The following is a 24,438-nucleotide window of genomic DNA, read 5'->3' as shown; positions in this document are numbered from 1 at the left end:
ACCAGGGAGCACGTCCGTTGGCAGCAATCGCGCGGTGGTGCATGCGGCACCGGCTGGTCACCGTCCTGATCTGGCTGCTCGCCCTCGGCGGGACCGCCGCCGCGGCCACGGCCGCAGGGACGGCGTTCTCCAACGACTACGAGGTCCCCGGCACGCAGTCCAGCAGGGCCAACGCCCTCCTGCGCGACGGCTTCCACGGCCAGGGCGGCGACACCGACACCATCGTCTGGCGGACCCCGGACCACCAGACGGCCCGGACCCCCGAGGTCGAACGCCGGATGAGCCGCGCCCTGGACGCCGTCGCCGCCCTCCCCGGCGTCGGCTCGGTCAGCGGCCCCTACGGGCCGGGCCCCGGCGCCGCCGCCCAGATCAGCCCCGACGGCCGCACCGCCTACGCCGTGGTCACCTTCGACCGGCAGGCCGACTCCGTGCCCAAGGCCCAGGCCCGGGCGGTCGTGGAGGCGGCCCAGAACCCCGAGACCGAGGCCGGCAGCCTCCAGGTGGAACTCGGCGGCCGCGCCATCGGCCTGACCGAGGCCCCCAGCCCCCGCCTCGCCGAGGTCATCGGCGTGGCCATCGCCGCCCTCGTCCTCTTCCTCGCCTTCGGCTCCCTCGCAGCGAGCCTGCTGCCCATCGCGACCGCCCTCGTCAGCGTCGGCAGCGCCTACTTCGGCATCACCCTCCTCGGGCACGCCATGGCCGTCGCCGACTTCGCCCCGATGCTCGGCACCCTTGTCGGCCTCGGCGTCGGCATCGACTACGCGCTCTTCATCGTCACCCGGCACCGCAAGGGCCTGGCCCGCGGACTGGACGTCGGGGAAGCCGCCGAGAACGCCGTCGCCACCACCGGACGGGCCGTCGTCTTCGCCGGGGCCACCGTCTGCATCGCCCTGCTCGGCATGCTGGTGCTGCGGCTCGACTTCCTCAACGGCGTCGCGATAGCCGCGTCCCTCACCGTGGTCCTGACCGTGGCGGCCTCCATCACCCTCCTGCCCGCCCTCCTCTCGTACATCGGCATGCGGGCCCTGTCCCGCCGCGAACGCCGCAGGCTCGCCGCCGAGGGCCCCCGGGCCGAGGCGCCCACCGGGTTCGCGGCCCGCTGGTCGGCCTTCGTCGAACGCCACCCCAAACTCCTGGGCCTGGCCGCCGCCCTCGTCATGGCCGTCCTCGCCCTGCCCACCCTCTCGCTCCACCTCGGCACCTCCGACCAGGGCAACAACCCGGCCTCCTCCACCACCCGCAAGGCCTACGACCTGCTCGCCGACGGCTTCGGGCCGGGCGTGAACGGCCCGCTCACCGTCGTCGCCCGGCTCGACGGCGCCGGCGACCGGCTCGCCGTCCAGCGGCTGGCAGACGCGCTGCGCACCACCGACGGCGTCGCCTCCACGGGCCCGGCCGTCTTCAACCGCAGCGGCGACACCGCCGTCCTGACGGTCGTCCCGGACTCCGCCCCGCAGTCCCGGGCCACGAGCGCGCTCGTCGACCGCCTCCGCGAGGACGTCATCCCGCGCGCCGGACACGGCAGCTCCATGGAGGCCCGCGTCGGCGGCGTCACCGCCGGCTACGACGACTTCGCCGACGTGATCGTCGGCAAGCTGCCGCTCTTCGTCGGCGTGGTCATCGCCCTCGGCTGCCTGCTCCTGCTGCTGGCCTTCCGCTCCCTCGGCATCCCGCTCAAGGCGGCCGCGATGAACGTCGCCGCCGTGGCCTCCTCCTTCGGCGTCGTCGTCGTGATCTTCCAGTGGGGCTGGGGCAGCGAACCGCTGGGCCTGGGCAGCGCCGGCCCCATCGAGCCCTTCCTGCCGGTGATCATGGTGTCGGTGCTCTTCGGGCTCTCCATGGACTACCAGGTGTTCCTCGTCAGCCGGATGTACGAGGAATGGCTGGAGACCGGCGACAACCGGCGGGCCGTGCGCGTGGGCCTCGCCGAGACCAGCCGCGTGATCAACTCGGCCGCGGTCATCATGATCGCGGTCTTCCTGGCCTTCGTGCTCAGCGGAGACCGGATCATCGCCATGTTCGGCATCGCGCTCGCCGCCGCCGTCGCCCTCGACGCCTTCGTCCTGCGCACCCTGCTCGTCCCCGCGCTCATGCACCTGCTCGGCGGGGCGAACTGGTGGATCCCCGGCTGGCTCGACCGCCGGATGCCCAGGATCAGCATCGAGCCCCCGGAGTGCCGCCCCCGTGCGACACTTCCGGCGCAGCGGCCGGACGCGGACCACGCGCAGCCGGCCGAGTTGTCCCGCTGACCGGTTACAAGCCGTAAGGAAACACGCATGTTCGCGATAGACCTGGCCGAGGACGCCCAGCTCTTCCCGCTGGAGGTCTGGCACGCGGAGGAGTTCCTCGCGCACATCGACCGGGGACGGGAGTTCATCGGGCAGTTCATCGGCTTCCCCGACCGCACCACCGACCTCGAGTCGGCCCGGCAGCTCCTGCGCTCCAACGCCGAGAAGTCCGCCGCCGACGGCGCCCGCCTCTACGGCATCCGGCTCGGCGGCACCCTCGTCGGCGGCGTCCTCTTCCCGAACTTCGACGCCGACGCCGGCAACTGCGAGGTCGGCTGCTGGATGGAGCCCGCGGGCACCGGCCGGGGCCTGGTCACCAAGGCCTGCCGGGTGCTCATCGACTGGGCCTTCGACGTGCGCGGCATGCACCGCGTCGAATGGCACGTCGCCAGCGGCAACGGGAAGAGCATCGCCGTCGCCGAGCGCCTGGGCCTCACACGCGAGGGCGTCCTGCGCCAGAACCACCTGCACCGCGGCGTCCGCCAGGACACCGAGGTCTGGTCGGTCCTCGCCGCCGAATGGGCCGCCGCCCGCACCGCGTAGCCGCCACGGCCGCGGGCCCCGCCGGGGACCCGCGGCCCACCGGGCCCACCGGGCCGCGAAGCCTCTCAGGAGGCTCTCAGAAACGCCGCCTACGGTGCGCGCCATGGACACCACCAAGACCGCCGCCGCCCCGACCGCTCCCGAGACGGACGCCGCCGAGGACAAGCCGGTCACCGGCACCCCGGCCGGGGCCGGGGACACCGCCGCCCCCGCCGCCGGAACCGACCGGCCGGACGCCGAGCCCGCGTCCCCCGCCCCCGCCGCTCCCGCCGATGCGGCCGAGGGCCCCGCCGCCGAGGAGACCGCCGAGGAGAGCGGCGAGGACCCGGACGACGACGGGGCGGACGCCTTCCCCGAACGGCCCACCGGCGTCTGCTCCGCGGCCGCCGCGATCACCGCCGCCGGCCTCGGCCTCATCGCCCTCAGCGGCAGCTGGGTCGCCCGCGTGATCGGTGAGCGCCAGACCCTCATCGGCCAGATCGAGTCGGCCAACGCCACCACCGCCAAAGAGAAGATCGCCGCCCTGTACGGCGACGCCTGGCACATGACCGCCCTCGTCAACGGCCTCCTCTCCTCCCTCGCCCTGCTGCTCGCCGCCGTCGTCCTCGCGGCCCCCGCCTTCGGCGCCCCCGGCCGGGTCCACCCCGCCTGGGTCCGCTCCGTCTCCTGGGCCGCCGTCGCCCTGGGCGTCCTCGGCGTCCTGCTCTTCGGGCTCATGTACTTCGACCTCCTCGTCCCCCTCCCGACGGCCGCCGAATAGGCACCGCCTTACCCCCTGTCCTAGGCCGCCCCCGGGCGGCTCCAGGCCTTCTCAGGACCCCGGGCACCCGCCCTAAGGACCCCGGGGCCCCGCAGATGCGGCATGAGCCCCATGTGCCGCACCCCTCTGGGGCGCGAATCTTGGACCACACCGAACGAGGTGCCCGAGAAGAGTGACCAGGGAGAACGAGATGTTCGAGTACGAAATCGCCACCGCCCGCCGCGCCGACCTCATCCGCGAGGCCGACCGGTACCGGATGGCCCGCGAGGCCAAGAAGGCCCCCCGCACCTCTCGCGGCCAGGAAAGCGAGAGGACGGTGAGTCGCCACCGGAGCCTCTTCACCCGCGCCGCGTAACCCGCGCCACTCACCCCGTGGAATGACGCGAGATGACGAGCGCACCGATAACGACTGCCGCCCGGCCGGACCCGTGTGCGATGCTCGGCGACGTGGAAACCAGATCTGTCAGCCCGGTGTTCGTCGGCCGAGCCGACGAACTGGCCGTACTCGTCGACGCCCTGGCCCGCGCCGCGGACCAGGAGCCGCAGGCCCTCCTCATCGGGGGTGAGGCCGGAGTCGGAAAGACACGGCTGACCGAGGAGTTCCTCGGCGAGGCCGCCCGCCGCGGAGCCGTGGTGGCCGTCGGAGGCTGTGTGGAGATCGGGGCGGAGGGCCTTCCCTTCGCCCCTTTCTCGACCGCCCTGCGCACCCTGCTCCGCCTGCTCCCCGGCGAACTCGCCGCCGCGGCCGCCGGCCAGGAGGACGAACTCGCCCGCATCCTCCCCGAACTCGGCGAGACCCCCCGCGGCCCCCACGACGAGGAGAGCACCGCCCGCCTCTTCGAACTGACGGCCCGGATGCTGGAACGCCTCGCCGCCGACCGCACCGTCGTCCTCGTCCTGGAGGACCTGCACTGGGCGGACACCTCCACCCGGCACCTGCTCGCCTACCTCTTCCGCAGCCTCGGCCGGGGCCGGCTCGTCCTCGTCGCCACCTACCGGGCCGACGACATCCACCGACGCCACCCGCTGCGCCCCCTGCTCGCCGAACTCGACCGGCTCCGCACCGTCCAGCGCCTCGAACTGGCCCGCTTCAACCGGGGCGAGGTGCGCCGTCAGCTCGCCGGGATCCTCGCCTCGCAGCCCGAAGAGGCCTTCGCCGAGTCCGTCTTCGACCGCTCCGACGGCAACGCCTTCTTCGTCGAGGAACTCGTCGCCTCCCACGAGAGCGGCTGCCGCACCGGGCTCACCGAATCCCTGCGCGACCTTCTCCTCGTCCGCGTCGAGGTCCTGCCCGACGCCGCGCAGCGCGTGGTCCGCATCGTCGCCGAGGGCGGCTCGACCGTCGAATACCCGCTGCTGCTCGCCGTCTCCCGGCTCGGCGAGGACGAGCTCATCGAGGCCCTGCGCGCCGCCGTCGGCGCCAACATCCTCCTCGCCACCGCCGACGGCGACGGCTACCGCTTCCGCCACTCCCTGGTCCGCGAAGCCGTCAGCGACGACCTGCTGCCCGGCGAACGCGCCCGCGTCAACCGGCGCTACGCCGAGGCGTTGGAGGCCGACGAGACCCTGATCCGCGCCGGGGAGCGGATCATCCGGCTGGCCAACTACTGGTACGCCGCCAACGACCCCGCCAAGGCCCTGCCCGCCGTCCTCGCGGCCTCCGTCACCGCCCGCCGCCGGCACGCCTACTCCGAGCAGCTCAGCCTGCTCGAACGGGCCATGGACCTGTGGGAGAGCGTCCCCGACGAGGTACGGGGCGAACTGCGCCCCGCCGACTACACCGAGGTCTACCCGCCCTGCGGCTGCGACCCGGCCACCACCCCGCTCCAGCGCGTCGACCTCCTCGCCGAGGCCACCGTCGCCGCCCGCTACGGCGGCGAACGCGAACGCGCCCTGAAGCTCACCAAGCTGGCCCTGCGCATCCTCGACGAGGACGGCGGCGACCCCCTGCGCGCCGCCTGGTTCTGGACCGAGCGCTCCCGCCTCATCGCCAACCTCGGCCGCGGCGACGGCTGGCAGGAGATCGCCACCGCCCAGGAACTGGTCAAGGGGCTGCCTCCGTCCCAGGTGCACGCCGACGTCCTCGTCCGGGTCGCGGGCTGGGGCATGCTCCACAACCCGGGCCCCGGCAACCTCGCCGCGGCCGAACGGGCCGTGGAGTACGCCCGCATGATCGGAGCCGAGGAGACCGAGCTCAACGCCCGCATCACCTACGGCTGCCTGCTCATGGACTCCGGTGACGGCACCACCGGCCTCGCCGAGCTCCACACGGTCAAGGACCGCGCCACCCAGCTCGGCCTCACCGTCGTGGCGGGCCGCGCCCATATCAACATCACCTCCCAGCTCGAATCGATGGGCCGGTCCCGCGAAGCGGTGGAACTGGCCGAACAAGGGGTCGAACTCGTCAGCAGGGCCCGGCTCCTGGACACCGAGGCCTGGGTCCGCGGGAACATGGCGGAGAGCCTGTACAGCCTCGGCCGCTGGGACGAGGCCGCCGAAGCGGCCCGGCACACCCTGCGCGTCGGCCACGGAGCCGCCCCGCGCGGCTCCGCCTCCGCCCGCCTGGCCTACCTGGCCCTGGGCCGCGGCGAACTCGCCGAGGCCGCCGCCCAGCTCGCCGCCGCCCACGCCCACTTCGGCACCCACGACAGCCAGCCCCAGCACCGGATCCCGCTCTTCCGGCTGGCCGTCGGCGTGGCCGAGGGCGAGGGCCGCATCGCCGACGTCCGGGCCGAGACCGCACAGGCCATCGCCTACGGCTTCCCGCTCGGCCAGCACCGCTACGCCTGGCCCCTCCTGCTGGCCTCCGCCTCCGCCGAAGCCGACGCCAGAGGCCTGCCCGGCACCGACGAGGGCCGGGCCGCCGCCCTGGAGGCCCTGCGCACCGCCGCCCGCTCCCTGGCCACCCCGGCACCCCTGTGGAGCGCCCACTCCGAGTACCTCAGGGCCGAGCTGCTGCGCGCCGAGGGCCGCGACACCGTCGCCGACTGGACCGCCGTCGAGGCGGCCGTCAGCCCCCTGGAGCGCCCCTACCTCCTGGCCCGCGCCCGCCACCGGCTCGCGGAGGCCCTGCTCGGCTCCGGCGGGGACCGCGAGAGGGCCGCCGGGCTGCTCGTCGACGCCCATGCCACCGCCGACCGGCTGGGCTCCCGACGGCTTCGCGAGGAGCTGGCCCTGCTCGCCCGGCGCGCCAGGCTCTCCCTGACCCCCGACGAGGCCCGCCCGGCCGCACCGGCCCCGGACACCGATCCGATCGAGGCTCTGGGCCTGACCAGCAGGGAACGGGACGTCCTGCGCCTGGTCGCGACGGGCAGCACCAACCGGCAGATAGCGGAGGAGCTGTTCATCTCCCCGAAGACGGCCAGCGTGCACGTCTCGAACATCCTGGCCAAGCTGGGCGTCGCGAGCCGGGGGGAGGCCGCGGCGCTCGCCCACCGGCTGCGCCTGTTCACCCCCCTGGCGCCGCAGCCCTAGGCGGCGTCGCCCCCGCCCGGGGCGGTGTCCTCCCCGGAGCCCGGGGCGCCGCCCCGGGCGCCTTCCGCCTCCGGCGGCGTGCCGGCGGCCGGGCGTATGAGGACCGTGCCGGAGTCTAGGTCTATCGGCCCCCGTCCCGGATCGCCGTCACCGACGTCGGTCCGGGACAGCTCCAGCCGCTTCTTCTCCTCGTCCGTGTGCCGCCGCCCCGGGTTGAACAACTCCTCGATCATGTTGAACACCGTGCCCACCGTGCCTTCCGCCCCCCGCGGGGGCTCCGTCGGTCACCGCACCGTCAGGCGCAGGATCCTGTCGTCGCCCGCCTGCGGCGACCCGCGCCCGTCCGTCTCACTCGTCACCAGCAGCAATCTGTCCCCGCCGAGCGCCACGACCGTCCTCAGCCGGCCGTACTTCCCCGTCAGGAAGGCCTCCGGCTCCGCCGCCGGCACGGCCCCCTTCAACGGGATCCGCCACAGCCGCTCACCCTTCAGCGAGGCCATCCAGATCGAACCCTCCGCCCAGGCGATCCCGCTGGGCGAGGCCTCGTCCGTCTTCCAGACTGCCACCGGATCCCGGAACCCCGCCCTGCCGCCCTTCCCCTCCACCTCCGGCCAGCCGTAGTCGGCCCCCGGCTCGATGAGGTTCAGCTCGTCCCAGGTGTGCTGCCCGAACTCCGAAGCCCACAGCCTCTTGTCCTTGTCCCAGGCGAGGCCCTGCACATTGCGGTGCCCCCAGGAGTAGACGACCGAGCCCGGCTCGGGATTCCCGGGCGCCGGCTTCCCGTCGGGGGTCATCCGCAGGATCTTGCCGCCCAGCGACTTCCGGTCCTGCGCCAGCGCCGTGTTCCCGGTCTCGCCCGTCCCGGCGTACAGCATCCCGTCCGGGCCGAAGGCGATCCGCCCGCCGTTGTGGACGAGCCCCTTGGGAATGCCCCTCAGCACCGTGTCCGGCGCGCCCAGCTGCTGCATGGGAGGTCTCTGCTCGTCGTAGCGCATCCGGGCGATGCGGTTGTCGGACTCCGTCGTGAAGTAGGCGTACACCAGCCGGTCCGAGGCGAAGTCCGGGGACAGCGCCAGCCCCAGCAGCCCGCCCTCCCCGCCCGGTGCCACCCCGGGCACCTTCCCGATCTGGGCCACCGCGCCCGTGTCCGTCCGGACCCTGCTGATCGTGCCCTTGTCCCGGGAGGCGACCAGCAGGTCCCCTCCGGGCAGCGGGGCCACGCCCCAGGGGGAGTCCAGCCCCTTCGCCACCTCGCCCGTGACCGCCACCGAGCCCTTGGCAGGCGGCCCCGGCACCTGCGCCCCCGGCGAGGCGCCGGGGGACGCAGCCGACACCCCCGGCGGGGAGCCCCCCGCCCCGGGCGGCGCCCCGCCCGGCGGGGAGCAGCCCGCCGCCAGCAGCGCACCGCACCCCGCCAGGGCGAATCCCGCCACCATCCCGCGGCGCCGCACGCCCCCGGCCCCCCGGAACCCCGCACCGCACCGTCCGCGCCGCACTCCGTACCGCATCGTCCCGCTCCCCTCCGGTCGGTCCTCCAGTCCTGCCCTTCACAAGACTCAACAGATCCGGCGGGTGCCCGCGTTCCATTCCTCGTACACCCGATCGAGTGGTTGTCGCGGCGGCCCGGGCTCCGGAACTCAGTCCCAGGCCCCCACCGCCGCCGGCAGCGCCGCGAAACCGGCCAGCTCCCCGGCCGTCAGCCGCACCTCGGCCGCCCGCGCGTTCTCCGCCGCCCAGTGCGCCCGGTCCGCCCCCGGCACCGGCACCACGTGCGGCCCCTGGGCCAGCACCCACGCCAGCGCCACCTGCGCCGCCGTCACCGCCGGCCCGTGCCGCCGCGCCACCCGCCGCAGCTCCGCCACCAGCACCTGGTTCGAGGCCATCGCGTGCGCCGTGAACCGCGGGTGCCGGGCCCGCACGTCCGCCTCCTCGAACCCCTGCCCCGGCGTCAGCGTCCCGGTCAGGAAGCCGCTGCCCAGCGGCATCGCCGCGAGCAGCCCCACCCCCCGCGCCGCGCACCACGGCAGCAGCTGCCACGCCGCCTCCGGCGACCACACCGACAGCTCCGCCTGCACCGCCGTCACCGGGAACACCTGCTGCGCCCGCTCCAGGTGCCGCAGCGTCGAGCTGTACGCCCGGTCCCCGCGCCGCCCCGCGCCCGGCCCGGCCCCCGCGCCCAGCGCGCAGAACCCCAGCGCCCGCACCTTCCCCGCCTGCACCAGCTCCGCCATGGCCCCCCAGGTCTCCTCCACCGGGACCTCCGGGTCCACCCGGTGCAGCTGGTACAGGTCGATGACGTCGGTCCGCAGCCGCCGCAGCGAGGCGTCGCAGGCCCGCCGCACGTACTCCGGCCGCCCGTCGGCCACCACGTGCCCCTCACCCGCCCGCAGCCCCACCTTGGCCGACACGAAGGCATCGGCCCGCCGCTCGCGCAGCACCCGCCCCACCGCCAGCTCATTGGTGAACGGCCCGTACAGATCGGCCGTGTCCAGCAGGTTCGCCCCCAGGTCCAGCGCCGTGTGCAGGGTCCGCAGCGACTCCTCGCCCCGGCGGCGCGACGGCGCGTAGGCCCAGCTCATCGGCATGCAGCCGAGCCCGATGGCCCCCACCGTCAGCGGTCCCGTCCCGATCGACCTGCGCTCCACCCCTGCGTCCCCCCTCCCGGCCCTGTCCCGGTCCGGCCCTCAAACTAACGGCTTGATCACGTTCCCTTCGCATAGCCTCGGGATCATGACTGCAACGACCGCGGACGTCTGGCTTCCGTTCCCGCCCGGCGAGATCGACGGCCTCCCCGACTCCTTCCGCTACCGGCACTGGGACGGCGAGGACAGGTTTCCGGCCGACCCCGCCGCCTGCGTCTTCTACGTCACCCCGTACATGAAGTCCCAGGCCGTGACCCTGCGTCCGCTCCCGGACATGCCCGCCCTGCGCGTCGTGCAGACCCTCACCGCCGGGATCGACCACGTCCTGCCCGGCCTCGGCCACCTGCGCCCCGGCGTCCGGCTGTGCAACGCCCGCGGCGTCCACGAGGCCAGCACCGCCGAGCTCGCCCTGACCCTTGTCCTCGCCTCGCTGCGCGGCATCCCCGGCATGGTGCGCGGCCAGGACCGCGAGGAGTGGCACGGCGGCTTCTACGCCGCCCTCGCCGACAAGTCCGTCCTGATCGTCGGCTACGGATCGATCGGCGCGGCCATCGAGGACCGGCTCCTGCCCTTCGAATGCGGGCGGATCACCCGCGTCGCCCGGTCCGCCCGCACCGCCCCGCACGGACCCGTGCACGCCCTCGAAGACCTTCCGGGCCTCCTCCCGGACGCGGACGTGGTCGTCCTCTCCACCCCGCTGACCGAGGAGACCCGCGGCCTGGCGGGCGCCGGCTTCCTCGCACGGATGAAGGACGGCGCCCTCCTCGTGAACGTCTCGCGCGGGCCCGTCGCCGACACCGCGTCCCTCCTGTCCGAACTGGAGTCCGGCCGGCTGCGCGCCGCCCTCGACGTCACCGACCCGGAGCCGCTGCCCCCGGGCCACCCCCTCTGGCACGCCCCGAACGTCCTGATCACGCCCCACGTGGGCGGCAGCAGCTCGGCGTTCGAGCCCCGGGCGAAGCGTCTGGTGGCCCGCCAGCTCACCCGGTTCGCCGCCGGGGAGCCGGTCGAGAACACCGTTCTGATCACGGACTGAACCAGAGCGCACACTCTCCGCGTCCCTACGTGTGCGGGCAGTTGCCGCACGGCGGTCGGTGGTGACGGAGAGTAGAGCAGCTATGTCGCTGAGTGACGAAAGTGGTGTATCGTCCGGAACAAGGGGCTGCGCCACGTACGTATGGCGCTGGGGAGTGATCGGACAGTTTGGGGGGCGACGGGCGATGCACGGCCAATGGACGAAGGATCCGATGCGGCAGAACCGCCGCAGGCGACGCTGCCGAGACTGGGCTGCACCGGAACCAGCAGGCGAGGGGGACCGGTGAGCGCCCCGGGGGCGGCGCTCCTGACCCGGCCTCCGGTCGCCGGCGGCGGGGGCAGGGGCCTGGGGGTGCAACTCCTCCTCGCGGTGGTCAGCGGCGGCTACGCCGTCGGGGCCGCCCTCGGCTGGGGCTCGGAAGAACTCGCCAAGATCATGGGCGACTTCGGGCTCAGCACCGCCGGATTACTGGCCGCCGTCTCCTGCTACCACTACGCCCGGGCGATCGGCCGGCGCGAGCGCCCCGCCTGGCTGATGTTCGCGTTCTCCTCGCTCATGGGGGCCCTGGGGAACGGCGTCTGGGGCTGGTACGAGGTCGTGCTCGACCGGAAGGTGCCCGAGCCTTCGCTCGCGGACTTCGCCTTCCTCTGCTTCGCCCCGCCCGCCATCGTGGGACTGCTCGTCCTCGCCAAACGCCCCGTCACCCGCGCCGGGTGGGTGTGCCTGGCCCTCGACTCCTGGCTCATCGGCGGCTCGCTGCTGACCCTCTCCTGGAGCCTGGCCCTCGCCAACGCCGCGCGCACCGCCCAGTCGGGGGCGCCGGGCAGCGTCCCGCGCGCCGCGCTCTCGCTCGCGTACCCGCTCCTCGACATCGCGCTCGTCTCGATGGTCCTGGTCCTGCACTTCCGGCGCTCGGCCAACAACCGCTCGGCGATCAACACGGCCATCGCGGCCCTCGCCCTGACCGTCCTGAGCGATGCCCTGTTCACCTCGCCGCTGCTCAACACCACCTACCGCTCGGGGGAGATCCTCGACGCCGGCTGGTTCGCGGGCTCCCTGCTGCTCGCCTACGCCCCCTGGGCCGCCGGCCGCAGCCCGGAACCCGTCCCACGTCCCGCGCCCCCGCGTCCCGCGCCCCCGCGCGCCGACCGGCCGCACAGCCGCCCGATCACCGGCTCGCTCCCCGCCCTCACCCCGTACCTGGCGGCCGCGGTCTGCACCCTCGGCATCCTCTACAACGTCGTGGACGGACGGAAGGTCGACCGGATGGTGGTCTTCACCGGCTGCACCGTCGTGCTCGCCCTCGTCGTCCGGCAGGGCATCATGCTCCTCGACAACATCGCGCTGACCCAGGAACTGGCCCAGAAGGAGAACCACTTCCGCTCCCTGGTCCAGGGATCCAGCGACGTCATCATGATCGCCGCGCCCACCGGGACCCTGCGCTACGTCAGCCCCGCCGCGGCCGGCGTCTACGGCCGGGAGGCGGAGGAGCTGGTCGGCACCGAGCTCGCCGCCCTGATCCACCCCGACGACCTCGGCCGCGTGGTCCACGAGGTACGCCGCTTCCTGGCCGCCCCGCCCGCCGAGGAGCCCACCACCCGCATCGAATGCCGGTTCAAATCGGGTGGCGGGGAGTGGCTCAACGTGGAGTCCACCGTCAACCGGCACCAAGGTGGACTCATCCTCAACAGCCGGGACGTCACCGAGCGGGTCCGCCTCCAGGCCCAGCTCCAGCACAGCGCCGAGCACGACCCGCTCACCGACCTGCCCAACCGGGCCCTGTTCACCCGGCGCGTCCGCAAGGCGCTGACCGGCCGCCGCGCGGGCGACCACAGCACCGCCGTGCTCTTCATCGACCTCGACGGCTTCAAGGCCGTCAACGACACCATCGGCCACCAGGCGGGCGACGAACTCCTCGTCGAGGCCGCCCACCGCCTCCAGGACGCCGTCCGGGCCGGGGACACCGCCGCCCGGCTCGGCGGCGACGAGTTCGCCGCCCTCATCCTCGGCGACGGCAGCCGCGACCGCAGCGCCCGCGAGTACCAGGTCCACGAGATCGCCGACCGGCTGCGCGCCACCCTCTCCCAGCCGTACCGCATCGCCGGCAGCGAGGTCCGGGTCGCCGCCAGCATCGGGGTGGCCTTCGCCGACCCCGGCATCACCCCTTCGGACCTCATGCGCAACGCCGACCTCGCGATGTACCGGGCCAAGGCGGCCGGCAAGGACCGCGTCGAGCTGTACGCGCCGCAGACGCAGGCCGAGGCGGTCCGCAAGGGCGAGCCGGCGGGAATGCCGCGCACCGCGCTGCACGAGGGCGAGTTCGCCCTGCTGCACCAGCCCGTGGTCTCCCTCGCCGGCGGCGAGGTCACGGCCGTGGCCGCGCAGGCCCGCTGGCGCTCCGCCCAGGGGATCCTCCTCATGCCGTCCGAGTTCCTCCGGGTGGCCGAACGCGGCGAGGGCGGGCCGGGGGGCGGCCCGGACCCCTCCCGCGCCGGCCAGCTGGGCCGATGGCTCCTGGAAGAGGCCGTGGCGGAGGCCGCCGAGCGCCATCTGGCCGGACACCGCGTACCAGTGGTCGTCCGGATGACCGCCCAGCGGCTGCTCGACCGCTCGATGCCCGGCGGCTCCGTCGAGGCCCTGCTCGGCCGGCACGGGCTGCCCTCCGGCGGCCTCGTGCTCGAACTGGCCGCCTCCGACCCCAGAGTCCCCTTCGACGAGCTGGAGCGCCGCCTGACGGCCCTGCACGGGCTCGGCGTACGGATCGCCCTCGACGGCTTCGGCAGCGGCTACGCGGCCATCAGCGCCCTGCGCCGGCTCCCGGTGGACCTGCTCAAGCTGGACCGGGGCCTGGTCGAGGGCGTCGTCGAGTCCGCCCGCCTGCACAAGATCACCGCAGGATTGTTGCGCATCGCAAACGACCTGGGCATGCAGTCCGTGGCCGACGGGGTGGACCTCCCCGAGCAGGTCGCGGCCCTGCGTGCCATGGGCTGCACGCACGGACAGGGAATGGCGTTTTCCGGCCCACTCGACGAATACAGGCTGCGCCGCGCGCTCGTGAGGGGTACGTTCCCAGTACCGGGCGGTACGGCCCAGCCCGCCTTGGCCGGCGGCTCGTCCGGTGGCTCGATGGTCATCCATAGAGGCTCAAATAATGAGACGCCCGTCCCACCCGCTTGACATCGACCTCCCGCCGGAGGGAGGGTCAATGCCATGCGCACCCGAATTCTCGTACTTGGAAAGCGCGTCGGCTGAAGCCGGGACCTACATGTCCCCGCTCCACACCGCCGACGCGCTCCCCTCGCTTGCCACCTGGCACGAGGGGTTTTTTGTTGCACTGGCACACGCACTCCGGACGAGAACCGGGGCACCCCCGCTCCTCGTAAAACCCTCAGCTTCGAGAAGAGAATGCCGATGACCGAGCAGGCCTCCGGGGCCCACCATCCGCAGCCGCGGCCCCGTACGGGTGGACAGCAGCCCACCGCAGTTGAGCACGTCACGGGTGCGCAGTCCCTCATCCGCTCTCTCGAAGAGGTGGGGTGCGACACCGTCTTCGGCATCCCGGGCGGCTGCATCCTCCCGGCGTACGACCCGATGATGGACAGCAAGAAGGTCCGTCACATCCTGGTCCGCCACGAGCAGGGGGCCGGCCACGCCGCCACCGGCTACGCGCAGGCCACCGGCAAGGTCGGCGTCTGCATGGCCACCTCCGGCCCCGGCGCCACCAACCTGGTCACCCCGATCGCCGACGCCCACATGGACTCCGTCCCGCTCGTCGCGATCACCGGCCAGGTCTCCTCCAAGGCGATCGGCACCGACGCCTTCCAGGAGGCGGACATCGTCGGCATCACGATGCCGATCACCAAGCACAACTTCCTGGTGACCAAGGCCGAGGACATCGCGAAGACCATCGCTGAGGCCTTCCACATCGCCTCCAGCGGCCGCCCCGGCCCGGTCCTGGTCGACATCGCCAAGGACGCCCTCCAGGCGAAGACCACCTTCTCCTGGCCGCCGGCCCTGGACCTGCCCGGCTACCGCCCGGTCACCAAGCCGCACGCCAAGCAGATCCGCGAGGCCGCCAAGCTCATCGTCCAGGCCAAGCGCCCGGTCCTGTACGTCGGCGGCGGCGTCATGAAGTCCGGTGCCACGGCCGAGCTGAAGGTCCTCGCCGAGCTGACCGGCGTCCCGGTCTGCACCACCCTGATGGCCCTGGGCTCCTTCCCCGACAGCCACCCGCTGCACGTCGGCATGCCGGGCATGCACGGCTCCGTCACCGGCGTCACCGCGCTGCAGAAGTCCGACCTGCTGATCGCGCTCGGCACCCGATTCGACGACCGCGTCACCGGCAAGCTGGACAGCTTCGCCCCCTTCGCCAAGGTCATCCACGCGGACATCGACCCGGCCGAGATCGGCAAGAACCGCGAGGTCGACGTCCCGATCGTCGGCGACGCCCGCGAGGTCATCGCCGACCTCGTCCAGGCGGTCCAGGCCGAGCACAACGAGGGCCACACCGGCGACTACACCGCCTGGTGGAGGGACCTCAACCGCTGGCGCGAGACCTACCCCCTGGGCTACGACCTGCCCGAGGACGGCTCGCTCTCCCCGCAACAGGTCATCGAGCGGATCGGCGAGCTCGCCCCGCAGGGCACGATCTTCACGGCAGGTGTCGGCCAGCACCAGATGTGGGCCTCGCACTTCGTGAAGTACGAGGAGCCCCGCACCTGGCTGAACTCCGGCGGCGCCGGGACCATGGGCTACGCGGTCCCCGCCGCGATGGGCGCCAAGGTCGGCATGCCGGACCGCCCGGTCTGGGCGATCGACGGCGACGGCTGTTTCCAGATGACCAATCAGGAACTCGCCACGTGCGCGCTGAACAACATCCCGATCAAGGTCGCCATCATCAACAACGGCGCCCTCGGCATGGTCCGCCAGTGGCAGACGCTGTTCTACAACCAGCGCTACTCCAACACCGTCCTGCACGCCGACGACACCGGCCACGCCACGGTCGGCTCCCAGCTCGGCGAGTCCTCCGCCCCCCGCCAGGGCACCCGCGTCCCGGACTTCGTCAAGCTGTCGGAGGCCATGGGCTGCGTTGCCCTGCGCTGCGAGGACCCGGCGGACCTGGACAAGGTCATCGCCGAGGCGAACGCGATCAACGACCGCACGGTCGTGATCGACTTCATCGTCCACGAGGACGCCATGGTGTGGCCGATGGTCGCCGCCGGCACCTCCAACGACGAGGTCATGGCAGCCCGGGGCGTCCGCCCCGACTTCGGCGACAACGAAGACGACTGAGCCGAGAGAGCCTGAGAGAGAGAACGACTCACATGTCCAAGCACACGCTCTCGGTCCTGGTCGAGAACACCCCCGGGATCCTCGCCCGGATCGCCGCCCTGTTCTCCCGCCGCGGGTTCAACATCGACTCCCTCGCGGTCGGCGTCACCGAGCACCCCGACATCTCCCGCATCACCATCGTCGTGAACGTGGAGGACCTCCCGCTGGAGCAGGTGACCAAGCAGCTCAACAAGCTGGTCAACGTGCTCAAGATCGTCGAGCTGGAGCCGTCGAACGCCATCGAACGCGAACTCGTCCTGGTGAAGGTCCGCGCCGACAACGAGACGCGCTCGCAGATCGTCGAGATCGTCCAGCTGTTCCGCGCCAAGACCGTCGACGTCTCCCCGGAGGCCGTCACCATCGAGGCCACCGGCGGCAGCGACAAGCTCAGCGCCATGCTCAAGATGCTGGAGCCCTTCGGCATCAAGGAACTGGTGCAGTCCGGCACCATCGCCATAGGGCGCGGCGGCCGGTCCATCACGGACCGCAGCCTGCGGTCCCTCGAGCGCAGCGCCTGACACACGCCTGACGCCATGCCTGGGCCGGGCGGGACACGCCCGGTTCGCATGGCGAGACCGACAAACTCTTATTCCGTTCCCCGCCGTACGGTGGGTGCAACATCAGCGCACCAAGGAGATATCCCAGTGGCCGAGCTGTTCTACGAGAACGACGCCGACCTGTCCATCATCCAGGGCCGCAAGGTCGCGGTCATCGGCTACGGCAGCCAGGGCCACGCCCACGCGCTGTCGCTGCGTGACTCCGGTGTCGACGTCGTCGTCGGCCTCAAGGAGGGCTCCAGCTCCAAGGCCAAGGCCGAGGAGCAGGGTCTGAAGGTCGTCTCCGTCGCGGAGGCCGCCGAGTGGGCGAACGTCATCATGATCCTCACCCCGGACCCGCTCCAGGCCGAGATCTACGAGGAGTCCGTCAAGCAGCACCTCCAGGAGGGCGACGCGCTCTTCTTCGGCCACGGCTTCAACGTCCGCTACGGCTTCATCAAGCCCCCGGCCAACGTGGACGTCGCCCTGGTCGCCCCGAAGGGCCCGGGCCACCTGGTCCGCCGCCAGTACGAGGAGGGCCGCGGCGTCCCGTGCATCGCCGCCGTCGAGCAGGACTTCTCGGGCAACGCCTTCGCGCTGGCCCTGTCGTACGCGGCCGGCATCGGCGGCACCCGCGCCGGCGTCATCAAGACCACCTTCACCGAGGAGACCGAGACCGACCTGTTCGGCGAGCAGGCCGTCCTCTGCGGTGGAGCCTCCGCCCTGGTCAAGGCCGGTTTCGAGACCCTGACCGAGGCCGGCTACCAGCCGGAGATCGCGTACTTCGAGTGCCTGCACGAGCTGAAGCTCATCGTCGACCTCATGTACGAGGGCGGCCTGGAGAAGATGCGCTGGTCGGTCTCCGAGACCGCCGAGTGGGGCGACTACATCACCGGCCCCCGCATCATCACGGACGCCACCAAGGCCGAGATGAAGAAGGTCCTCGCCGAGATCCAGAGCGGCAAGTTCGCCGAGGAGTGGATGGCCGAGTACAAGGCCGGCCTGCCGAAGTACAACGAGTACAAGAAGGCCGACTCCGAGCACCTGCTCGAGACCACCGGCAAGAAGCTGCGCAAGCTGATGAGCTGGGTCGACAGCGACGAGAGCTGATCTCGTGCACGGCGGGGCCGGGACGCGCAGTCCCGGCCCCGCCGCGCATCCGGCCCGGCCGGGCCGTCCTCCGTCGCGGACCGGTCGAAGATCGACGGAATGTAGACCTCGAATCAACCGGATTGTCCACCCCGGCCAATCACGGACGGGTGATCCTTCCGTACAGGCGGAATTCCGCGCCGCAGGCGCCACTACACTGCTCAACACAACGCGTCAGGCCCACAGTGTCGTGCGTCTTCCACGCGGCTACCCCCTCCACCGCCTGCGGCCGTCGGGACGGCCGTCCGCACTGGACTTGTGAGGACCCACGTGAGCTCGAAACCTGTCGTACTCATCGCCGAAGAGCTGTCGCCCGCCACGGTGGACGCGCTCGGTCCGGACTTCGAGATCCGGCACGTCAACGGCGCCGACCGCGCGGAGCTGCTGCCCGCGATCGTCGACGTCGACGCCATCCTCGTCCGCTCCGCCACCAAGGTGGACGCCGAGGCCATCGCCGCCGCCAAGAAGCTGAAGGTCGTCGCCCGCGCCGGTGTGGGCCTCGACAACGTGGACGTGTCCGCCGCCACCAAGGCCGGCGTGATGGTCGTGAACGCCCCGACCTCCAACATCGTCACCGCCGCCGAGCTCGCCTGCGGCCTGCTCGTCGCCACCGCCCGCAACATCGCGCAGGCCAACACCGCGCTGAAGAACGGCGAGTGGAAGCGCAACAAGTACACGGGCGTCGAGCTCAGCGAGAAGACCCTCGGCGTCGTCGGCCTCGGCCGCATCGGCGTCCTGGTCGCCCAGCGCATGTCGGCCTTCGGTATGAAGGTCGTCGCGTACGACCCCTACGTGCAGCCCGCCCGCGCCGCCCAGATGGGCGTCAAGATGCTGACGCTGGACGAGCTGCTCGAGGTCGCCGACTTCATCACCGTGCACCTGCCCAAGACCCCCGAGACCGTCGGTCTCATCGGTGACGAGGCCCTGCACAAGGTCAAGCCGTCCGTCCGCATCGTCAACGCCGCCCGCGGCGGGATCGTGGACGAGGCCGCGCTGTACTCGGCCATCAAGGAGGGCCGCGTCGCCGGCGCCGGCCTCGACGTGTACGCGAAGGAGCCCTGCACGGACTCCCCGCTGTTCGAACTCGACCAGGTCGTCTGCACCCCGCACCTCGGCGCGTCCACGGACGAGGCCCAGGAGAAGGCCGGCATCGCGGTCGCCAGGTCGGTGCGCCTGGCCCTCGCGGGCGAGCTCGTACCGGACGCGGTCAACGTCCAGGGCGGTGTCATCGCCGAGGACGTGCGCCCCGGCCTGCCGCTCGCCGAGAAGCTCGGCCGCATCTTCACCGCCCTCGCGGGCGAGGTGGCGGTCCGCCTCGACGTCGAGGTCTGCGGCGAGATCACCCAGCACGACGTCAAGGTGCTCGAACTCTCCGCCCTCAAGGGTGTGTTCGAGGACGTCGTCGACGAGACGGTCTCCTACGTCAACGCCCCGCTGTTCGCGCAGGAGCGCGGCGTCGAGGTGCGCCTGACCACCAGCTCGGAGTCCCCGGACCACCGCAACGTGGTGACCGTCCGCGGCACCCTGGCGGACGGTCAGGAGGTGTCGGTCTCCGGCACCCTCGCGGGCCCGAAGCACCTTCAGAAGATCGTGGGCGTCGGCGAGTACGACGTGGACCTGGCCCTGGCCGACCACATGATCGTGCTGCGCTACACCGACCGCCCGGGCGTGGTCGGCAAGGTCGGCCTGCTCCTCGGCGAGGCCGGCCTGAACATCGCGGGCATGCAGGTGGCCCGCGCGGAGGAGGGCGGCGAGGCCCTCGTCGTCCTCACCGTCGACGCGGAGGTCCCGGCGGACGTCCTCACGGCCATCTCGGCGGAGATCGGCGCGGCGTCGGCCCGCACGGTCAACCTCGTCTGACCGTCGCGCACGTGGGGGAGGGTCCGGGGCGTGCACCCCGGGCCCTTTCCCGTATCCGGCCGCCAGTGTCTTGTACGTCCGTATGGGACGACCGTATGGGCCTTGCTACGGTGGCCGCATGGGACACCGTGAAGATCTGCTCGAAGGTGCGAAGAGGTGCCTGGCCGAGAAGGGGTTCGTGCGCACCACCGCGCGCGACATCGTCAGCGCCTCCGGGACCAACCTGGCCTCCATCGGCTACCACTACGGGTCCAAGGACGCGCTCCTCACCCAGGCCTTCATCGCCCTGATCGAGGAGTGGGGCCAGGGCCGTCAGGCAGCGCTGGCCGGTGCCGACGGCTCCCTGGAGCGGCTGCGCGCCCTGTGGGACGGGGTTGTCGCCGACCACGAGACGGCCGGCCCGGTCTGGGCGGCAAGCCTGGAGGTCGCGCTGAGCCGGGACCAGAAGCCGGAGCTGAAGGCCATGCTCGCGGCCTCGCAGACCGAGGGCCGTCGGGGCCTGGTCCAGATGATGACGGGGACCCCCGAGGAGCGGCTCACCGAGCGCGACGAGCGCACGCTCGGAGCGGTCTACCAGGCGCTGCTCAACGGCCTGATGATCCAGTGGCTCTTCGACCCGGCCAGCGCCCCGTCGGGTGAGGAGTTCGCGGAGGGGCTGCGCAGGCTCACGGAGGGCATCTCGTCCGCGGAGCGGCCCGCGCGGTAGCAGCGTCGAACCGCACCGACCGCACCGCCTCCCCGGCCTGTGGGCGCGGCGCCGTCCGGCCGTTCAGCCGTTCAGCCGGGCGGCCTTGAGGGCCATGTGGAGGAGCAGCCGGTCCTCGCCCGCGTCCAGGTCGAGCCCGGTCAGCTGTTCCACCCGGCCCAGCCGGTAGTACAGGGTCTGGCGGTGCACGCCCAGCACCGCCGCCGCCCGCCCGGCCTGCCCGGCGCAGTCGAGGAACACCTCCGCGGTGCGGGCCAGTTCCCGGTGGGCCGGGCTCAGCAGGGCCCGCGTCGCGGGGTCGTCCACGGGCCCGGCGGCCAGGGCGGCCAGCATCCGGTAGGGCCCGATCCCCGCCCACTGGGCCAGCGGCCCCAGCTGCGGCTGTGCGGCGGCCGCCCGCGCCGCGGCGACGGCCTGCCCCCAGGCGGCGGGCACCTCGCCGAGCCCGCGCACGGGATCCGACACCCCGGCGGTCACCCCGGGCGCCGCACCGGCCCCGGAGCCCGCCCCGGCGGCCCCGACGGCCTCGGACGCGGCGGCCCCGGCCGCCCCTGCGGGCCGGGCCGCCCCTGCGGGCCGGGCCGCCCCCGTGGTCCGCGGGAGGAGCCGGCCCAGGGCCGTCAGGGCCGGGGCCAGGGCTTCCGTCGAGCGCAGCCGCAGGAGGACCGCCAGCCGGTCGGGGCCCGTCATCCCCGCCGCGTCGGCCGGTACCACGCACACCGCCGCCGCCCCCGGCACCGACGAGGGCGCCTCCCCGGACCACGGGGCCACGCACACGGCCGCGTGCAGCCCCTCGGCCCCGGCCCCGAGGGCCAGCCGCAGCGAGGCCACGGCCATGTCCTGCTGCCAGCCCCGGCCGGCGGTGAGCACCGCGAGAAACTCCCGCGAGAGGTCGGCGCCCGCCTTGGCCTCCTCGGCCAGCAGCACCCCGATCCGCTGGGCCACCTCCATGGCCGCCTCCAGGGCCTCCGACGCCGGCCCCGGGTCCCGGTCGAGCAGCCACACGTAGCCCTGGACGATGCCCCGGTACCGCACCGGAAGGCAGATCCGCCCTCGGAAGACCCCGGCGTCCGGCGCCGCCGGGATCCGTACCGGACCGGTGGCGCGGGCGATGCCGAAGCCCTCGAACCAGGACCGCACGGCCGCCGTGGACTGCCGGGTCAGGATCGAGCGGGTGCGCACGGGGTCCATCGCCAGGTCGTCCTCGCTGTCGTGCGCACCGAAGGCGATCAGGCGGAAGTCCCGGTTCTCCAGCGTCGCCGGGGCGCCGAGCAGCGCCGAGATCTCGTCCACCAGGTCCTGGTAATCGCCCTTCACGGGCACATTCTCCCACCCCCGCCGCGGCTCTTCAGACAGATGTATGAGTTCGCGGACACGGATGCGTGACAGCTGTCGATGGCAGAGGATCGTGGAGATCCATAGGTTTCACGGTGGTTTCACTTGCGTTTTCCCTACGGTCGCAGCACACCCCCGCGGTGGCCGTACGTCCGCTTCTGCCACCCGTTGGAGGTGCCCCGTGCTGGGTCCCGCGATCCTCGCCGCTTCGCGCAGCGACAAGATGCGCCGAATCGTCTCTGCCGCCCCGGTGACCAAGCCGGTGGTCAACCGGTTCATCCCGGGTGAGACGGTCGACCAGGTCATCCCGATCGTCGAGGAGCTCACCCGCAAGGGCCTGGAGGTCACCCTCGACGTCGTCGGTGAGGACATCACCGCCGTGGAGCAGTCGTACGCCGCCCGGGACGCCTACCTGGAGCTCATCGAGCGCCTCAAGGAGCTGGGGCTCGGCGAGGCCGTCGAGATGTCCGTCAAGCTGTCGATGTTCGGCCAGGCGCTGGAGGGCGGCCACGAGCTCGCCCTCGCCAACGTCCGCCCGGTCGTCGAGGCCGCCGCGGCCATCGGCACCACCGTGACCCTCGACGCCGAGGACCACACCACCCTCGACTCGATGTTCGCCATCCACGAGGAGCTGCGCCGGGACTTCCCGCAGACCGGCTGCGTGATCCAGGCCTACCTCTTCCGCACCGAGGCCGACGCCCGCCGCCTGGCCGCCGCCGGCAGCCGCGTCCGGATCGTGAAGGGCGCCTACAAGGAACCCGCCGAGGTCGCGTACCAGGACAAGGCCGAGATCGACAAGGCCTACGTCCGGATCATGCGGATCCTCATGGAGGGCGACGGCTACCCGATGATCGGGTCGCACGACCCGCGCCTGATCTCCATCGCGCAGGAGCTCGCCCGGCAGGCGGGGCGCAAGCTGGACGAGTACGAGTTCCAGATGCTCTACGGCATCCGCAGCGAGGAGCACCTGCGGCTCGCCTCCGAGGGTCATCGAATGAGGGTCTACACGGCCTATGGCACGGACTGGTACGGCTACTTCATGCGCCGCCTCGCGGAGAAGCCGGCCAACCTGCTGTTCTTCCTCCGCTCGATGATCACCAAGAACTAGCCAAGAACCAGGTCAAGGAGTTATCGCCCCATGGATGCTGTGACCCAGGTCCCCGCGCCGGTCAACGAGCCGGTCCACTCGTACGCCCCGGGCAGCGCGGAGCGCGCGCGCCTCGAGATCCAGCTCAAGCAGCTGTCCGAGAACCCGATCGACCTCCCGATGACGATCAACGGCGTCAAGCGGATGGGTGGCGGCGAGCGCTTCGACGTCGTCCAGCCGCACGACCACAAGTCGGTCATCGGTACGTACGCCAACGCCACGCAGGCCGACGCCCAGGAGGCCGTCGACGCCGCCCTGGCCGCCGCCCCGGCCTGGCGCGCGATGTCCTTCGACGACCGCGCCGCGATCATCCTGCGCGCCGCCGAGCTGCTGGCCGGCCCGTGGCGCGAGAAGCTGGCCGCCTCGACCATGCTGGGCCAGTCGAAGACCGCGCAGCAGGCCGAGATCGACACCCCGTGCGAGCTCGTCGACTTCTGGCGCTTCAACGTCCACTTCGCCCGCCAGATCCTGGCCGAGCAGCCCGCCGCGAACTCCGCCGGCGTGTGGAACCGCAGCGACCACCGTCCGCTCGAGGGCTTCGTCTACGCGATCACCCCGTTCAACTTCACGGCCATCGCCGGCAACCTGCCGACCGCCCCGGCCCTGATGGGCAACGTGGTCGTGTGGAAGCCGTCCCCCACGCAGACCCACTCCGCGGTCCTCCTCATGGAGCTCCTGGAGGCGGCCGGCCTGCCCAAGGGCGTCATCAACCTGGTGACCGGTGACGGCATCGCCGTCTCCGAGGTGGCCCTGAACCACCCCGAGCTGGCCGGCATCCACTTCACCGGCTCGACCAAGACCTTCCAGTACCTGTGGAAGACGGTCGGCAACAACATCGAGAAGTACCGCTCGTACCCCCGCCTGGTCGGCGAGACGGGCGGCAAGGACTTCGTCGTCGCGCACCCGTCCGCGGACCGCGCGATCCTGAAGACCGCCCTGACCCGCGGCTCCTTCGAGTTCCAGGGCCAGAAGTGCTCGGCCTCCTCGCGCGCCTACATCCCTGCCTCCATCTGGAACGACGGCTTCAAGGAGCAGTTCGCGGCCGAGGTCGACGGCATCACCATGGGTGACGTCCGCGACCTGTCGAACTTCATCGGCGCGGTCATCGACGAGCGCTCCTTCGCGAAGAACAAGGCCGCGATCGACCGTGCGAAGGCCGACCCGACCTGCACGATCATCGCGGGCGGCACGTACGACGACTCGGAGGGCTACTTCGTCCGCCCGACCGTCATCGAGTGCACCGACCCGGAGAACGAGGTCTTCACGACCGAGTACTTCGGTCCGATCCTCGCGGTCCACGTCTACGACGACGCCGACTACGACGCGATGCTGGCCCAGATGGAGAACGTCTCGGCGTACGCCCTGACCGGCGCCGTCATCGCCCAGGACCGCTACGCGGCGGCCGACACGATGGAGAAGCTCCGCTTCGCGGCGGGCAACTTCTACATCAACGACAAGTCGACCGGCGCCGTCGTCGGCCAGCAGCCCTTCGGCGGCGGCCGCGCCTCGGGCACCAACGACAAGGCGGGCGCGGCGTCCAACCTGCTCCGCTGGACCTCGACGCGCTCCATCAAGGAGACCCTGGTCCCGCCGACCGAGTACGGCTACCCCCACATGGGCTGACCGCCCCC

The 24,438-nt window shown here is 72.4% G+C and carries 18 protein-coding genes; 14 read left to right on the top strand and 4 right to left on the bottom strand.

What is annotated here, in order from left to right; genetic code table 11:
- Window positions 1-17 precede the first annotated feature (17 nt).
- The 5 genes from ACFY15_RS01330 (at window position 18) to ACFY15_RS01310 (ending at window position 7,065) form a co-directional block, all read left to right on the top strand.
- On the top strand, window positions 18-2,249 hold the full coding sequence (locus ACFY15_RS01330) for an MMPL family transporter (RefSeq protein WP_390824862.1): 2,232 nt from the start codon (window positions 18-20) through the stop codon (window positions 2,247-2,249).
- Between the two features lie 27 nt (window positions 2,250-2,276).
- Window positions 2,277-2,831, top strand: coding sequence for a GNAT family N-acetyltransferase (locus ACFY15_RS01325; RefSeq protein WP_390685469.1), 555 nt, complete (start codon window positions 2,277-2,279; stop codon window positions 2,829-2,831).
- Window positions 2,832-2,934: 103 nt separating this feature from the next.
- Window positions 2,935-3,591 carry a hypothetical protein gene (locus tag ACFY15_RS01320; RefSeq protein WP_390824861.1) on the top strand — a complete coding sequence of 219 codons (657 nt, stop codon included), beginning with the start codon at window positions 2,935-2,937 and terminating at the stop codon, window positions 3,589-3,591.
- 190 nt (window positions 3,592-3,781) lie between these two features.
- Window positions 3,782-3,946: a hypothetical protein gene (locus tag ACFY15_RS01315; RefSeq protein ID WP_390824860.1), complete on the top strand. Its 165-nt coding sequence runs from the start codon at window positions 3,782-3,784 to the stop codon at window positions 3,944-3,946.
- An 80-nt stretch (window positions 3,947-4,026) separates the two neighbouring features.
- Window positions 4,027-7,065 (top strand): AAA family ATPase, encoded by a 3,039-nt coding sequence (locus ACFY15_RS01310; protein WP_390825036.1) that lies wholly within the window; start codon window positions 4,027-4,029, stop codon window positions 7,063-7,065.
- Here ACFY15_RS01310 and ACFY15_RS01305 read toward each other — a convergent pair.
- The 3 genes from ACFY15_RS01305 to ACFY15_RS01295 form a co-directional block, all read right to left on the bottom strand.
- Window positions 7,062-7,307, bottom strand: coding sequence for a DUF6191 domain-containing protein (locus ACFY15_RS01305; RefSeq protein ID WP_390824858.1), 246 nt, complete (start codon window positions 7,305-7,307; stop codon window positions 7,062-7,064). The genes ACFY15_RS01310 and ACFY15_RS01305 overlap by 4 nt on opposite strands.
- Before the next feature lie 42 nt (window positions 7,308-7,349).
- On the bottom strand, window positions 7,350-8,501 hold the full coding sequence (locus ACFY15_RS01300; protein WP_390825035.1) for a PQQ-dependent sugar dehydrogenase: 1,152 nt from the start codon (window positions 8,499-8,501) through the stop codon (window positions 7,350-7,352).
- Window positions 8,502-8,702: 201 nt separating this feature from the next.
- Complete coding sequence (locus tag ACFY15_RS01295; protein WP_390685474.1) at window positions 8,703-9,710, bottom strand: aldo/keto reductase; 1,008 nt, start codon at window positions 9,708-9,710, stop codon at window positions 8,703-8,705.
- A gap of 85 nt (window positions 9,711-9,795) precedes the next feature.
- On the opposite strand from ACFY15_RS01295, the gene ACFY15_RS01290 reads away from it, so the two are divergent.
- The 7 genes from ACFY15_RS01290 (at window position 9,796) to ACFY15_RS01260 (ending at window position 20,325) form a co-directional block, all read left to right on the top strand.
- Window positions 9,796-10,743, top strand: coding sequence for a 2-hydroxyacid dehydrogenase (locus tag ACFY15_RS01290; protein WP_390685475.1), 948 nt, complete (start codon window positions 9,796-9,798; stop codon window positions 10,741-10,743).
- Between the two features lie 282 nt (window positions 10,744-11,025).
- On the top strand, window positions 11,026-13,920 hold the full coding sequence (locus ACFY15_RS01285; RefSeq protein WP_390824857.1) for a putative bifunctional diguanylate cyclase/phosphodiesterase: 2,895 nt from the start codon (window positions 11,026-11,028) through the stop codon (window positions 13,918-13,920).
- A 228-nt stretch (window positions 13,921-14,148) separates the two neighbouring features.
- Window positions 14,149-16,035: an acetolactate synthase large subunit gene (locus tag ACFY15_RS01280; protein WP_390685477.1), complete on the top strand. Its 1,887-nt coding sequence runs from the start codon at window positions 14,149-14,151 to the stop codon at window positions 16,033-16,035.
- 32 nt (window positions 16,036-16,067) lie between these two features.
- Entirely contained in the window at window positions 16,068-16,592 is a 525-nt protein-coding gene (gene ilvN, locus ACFY15_RS01275; RefSeq protein WP_042816067.1) for an acetolactate synthase small subunit, read from the top strand.
- Between the two features lie 126 nt (window positions 16,593-16,718).
- Complete coding sequence (gene ilvC / locus ACFY15_RS01270; protein WP_390685478.1) at window positions 16,719-17,720, top strand: ketol-acid reductoisomerase; 1,002 nt, start codon at window positions 16,719-16,721, stop codon at window positions 17,718-17,720.
- A gap of 309 nt (window positions 17,721-18,029) precedes the next feature.
- Window positions 18,030-19,619, top strand: coding sequence for a phosphoglycerate dehydrogenase (gene serA / locus ACFY15_RS01265; protein ID WP_390685479.1), 1,590 nt, complete (start codon window positions 18,030-18,032; stop codon window positions 19,617-19,619).
- A gap of 118 nt (window positions 19,620-19,737) precedes the next feature.
- Window positions 19,738-20,325: a TetR/AcrR family transcriptional regulator gene (locus ACFY15_RS01260; RefSeq protein WP_390685480.1), complete on the top strand. Its 588-nt coding sequence runs from the start codon at window positions 19,738-19,740 to the stop codon at window positions 20,323-20,325.
- Between the two features lie 63 nt (window positions 20,326-20,388).
- Here ACFY15_RS01260 and ACFY15_RS01255 read toward each other — a convergent pair whose 3' ends face one another.
- Complete coding sequence (locus ACFY15_RS01255; RefSeq protein ID WP_390824856.1) at window positions 20,389-21,642, bottom strand: PucR family transcriptional regulator; 1,254 nt, start codon at window positions 21,640-21,642, stop codon at window positions 20,389-20,391.
- A 199-nt stretch (window positions 21,643-21,841) separates the two neighbouring features.
- Between ACFY15_RS01255 and ACFY15_RS01250 the strand changes: the two genes are divergently transcribed.
- Together ACFY15_RS01250 and pruA are read left to right on the top strand one after the other, a co-directional pair.
- Window positions 21,842-22,768, top strand: coding sequence for a proline dehydrogenase family protein (locus ACFY15_RS01250; RefSeq protein ID WP_390685482.1), 927 nt, complete (start codon window positions 21,842-21,844; stop codon window positions 22,766-22,768).
- Between the two features lie 30 nt (window positions 22,769-22,798).
- On the top strand, window positions 22,799-24,430 hold the full coding sequence (pruA, locus tag ACFY15_RS01245) for an L-glutamate gamma-semialdehyde dehydrogenase (protein ID WP_390685483.1): 1,632 nt from the start codon (window positions 22,799-22,801) through the stop codon (window positions 24,428-24,430).
- Window positions 24,431-24,438: the final 8 nt, after the last annotated feature.

It is taken from the genome of Streptomyces sp. NPDC001373 (assembly GCF_042895815.1).
Classification (GTDB): domain Bacteria; phylum Actinomycetota; class Actinomycetes; order Streptomycetales; family Streptomycetaceae; genus Streptomyces.
The sequence above is the reverse complement of the archived record's forward strand: the minus strand, read 5'-3'. Positions and strand labels throughout refer to the sequence as shown.